Source organism: Saccharomonospora saliphila YIM 90502, assembly GCF_000383795.1.
Classification (GTDB): Bacteria; Actinomycetota; Actinomycetes; order Mycobacteriales; family Pseudonocardiaceae; genus Saccharomonospora; species Saccharomonospora saliphila.
The window spans coordinates 1,822-3,752 of the sequence record NZ_KB912611.1 but is presented as its reverse complement, the minus strand read 5'-3'; the positions used below and the strand labels follow the sequence as shown (position 1 = coordinate 3,752).

The 1,931-nt window shown below is 73.5% G+C and carries 2 protein-coding genes and 1 pseudogene; all 3 read left to right on the top strand.

The genetic code is table 11. The features are described 5' to 3' along the window. A pseudogene (locus SACSA_RS0101970) lies at window positions 1-284 on the top strand (precorrin-3B synthase); the annotation flags it as partial. Continuing rightward, on the top strand, window positions 281-907 hold the full coding sequence (locus SACSA_RS0101965) for a precorrin-8X methylmutase (RefSeq protein WP_019813067.1): 627 nt from the start codon (window positions 281-283) through the stop codon (window positions 905-907). The pseudogene SACSA_RS0101970 and the gene SACSA_RS0101965, both read left to right, overlap by 4 nt. Before the next feature lie 50 nt (window positions 908-957). Continuing rightward, window positions 958-1,931, top strand: a 974-nt coding sequence (locus tag SACSA_RS0101960) for a precorrin-2 C(20)-methyltransferase (RefSeq protein WP_048876331.1), incomplete at its 3' end; no start/stop codon positions are given.

Below are 1,931 nucleotides of genomic sequence, written 5' to 3'. Positions count from 1 at the left end.
GCGCCGTGTCGCCGGAGGCGCCGGAGGCGGGGGTGAGTGCCTGTGTCGGGGCGCCCGGGTGTGCCAAGTCACGTGCGGACGTGCGCGGCGACGCCCGCCGGGCACTCACGGGCCTGACCGTGCTCACCCCGGGCGTACGCGCGCACGTCAGCGGGTGCGAGCGGCGCTGCGGCAAGCCCCGTGGCGATCACGTGGACGTCCTCGCCGAGGATGACGGGTACCGCATCGACGGAACGTGGGTTTCGGCCGATGACATGGCCGAGGAGCTGAAGGGACGACTGTGATCGACTACATCCGTGACGGCACGGAGATCTACCGCCACTCGTTCGCGACGATCCGGGCCGAGGCCGACCTGGCCGCGCTGCCGGAGGACGTCTCGGTCGTGGCGGTGCGGATGGTCCACACGTGCGGCATGGTCGATCTCGTCGACGACCTCGCCTACAGCCCCGACGTCGTCGAGGCGGGCCGTGCGGCGCTTGAGGCGGGCGCGCCCGTGCTCTGCGACGCCCAGATGATCGCCAGCGGCATCACCCGGAAGCGGTTGCCTGCCGACAACGAGGTGATGTGCACGTTGTCCGACCAGCGGGTGCCCCCGCTCGCCGAGCGGCTGGGGACCACCCGTTCGGCGGCGGCGCTGGAGCTCTGGCGGGACACGCTGCCGGGTTCGGTGGTGGCGATCGGGAACGCGCCCACCGCGCTGTTCCGGCTGCTGGAGCTGCTCGACGAGGGGGTGGGCGCTCCGGCGGCGATCATCGGTGTGCCGGTGGGATTCGTCGGTGCTGTCGAGTCCAAACAGGAGCTGATCGACCGCGCGCCCGCGCCGTACCTGGCGGTGCGCGGACGCCGGGGCGGCAGCGCGATGGCGGTCGCCGCGGTGAACGCGATCGCGACGAAGGAGGAGATGTGAGCACCGGCACGCTGTACGGCGTCGGCCTCGGCCCCGGCGACCCGGAACTGATGACGGTGCGCGCCGCCCGGCTGATCGGCGAGGCGGACGTGCTCGCCTACCACTGCGCGCGGCACGGCCGCAGCATCGCCCGTTCGGTGGCCGAGCCCTACCTGCGCGAGGGGGACCAGGTCGAGGAACGGTTGATGTACCCGGTGACCACCGAGACCACCGACCATCCCGGCGGGTACGAGGGCGCCCTGGCCGACTTCTACGAAGAGTCGGCGAAGCGCCTGGCCGCCCACCTGGACGAGGGCCGCGACGTGGTGCTGCTGTGCGAGGGCGACCCGTTCTTCTACGGCTCCTACATGCACATGCACGAGCGGCTGGCCGATCGCTACCCGGCGGAGGTCGTACCCGGCGTGACGTCGGTCAGCGCCGCCGCCGCGCGGACGGGCAGGCCGCTGGTGGAGCGGGACGAGGTCCTCACTTTGCTTCCGGGCACGCTGCCCGCGCCGGAGCTGGCGCGACGGCTGGCCGACACCGACTCGGCCGCCGTGCTCAAGCTGGGCCGCACGTTCGGCTCGATCCGGCAGGCGCTGAGCGAGGCGGGCAGGTTGGACGAGGCCTACTACGTCGAGCGCGCCACCTGGCAGGCCGAGCGCGTGGAACCGTTCGCCGAGGTCGACCCGGAGAGCGTGCCGTACTTCTCGGTGGCCGTCGTGCCCAGCCCGACCGCCTCGGCGAAGATGGCCCGGCTCGAACAGGAGGGCACGGTGCGGGCCGTTCCGGCCGGATCGGCCGGCGAGCGGACCGAGGATCGGGCCGGGGGAGAGGTCGTCGTCGTGGGCCTGGGCCCCGCCGGGCCGCAGTGGACCACCCCGGAGGTCGAGCAGGCCCTGGCCCGTGCCGACCACCTCGTCGGTTACGGCACCTACCTGGTGCGGGTGCCGCAGCGCGCGGGCCAGCGGCGGCACGCTTCCGGCAACCGCGTCGAGGCCGACCGCGCCGCCGAGGCGCTCGATCTGGCCCGCGACGGCGCGCG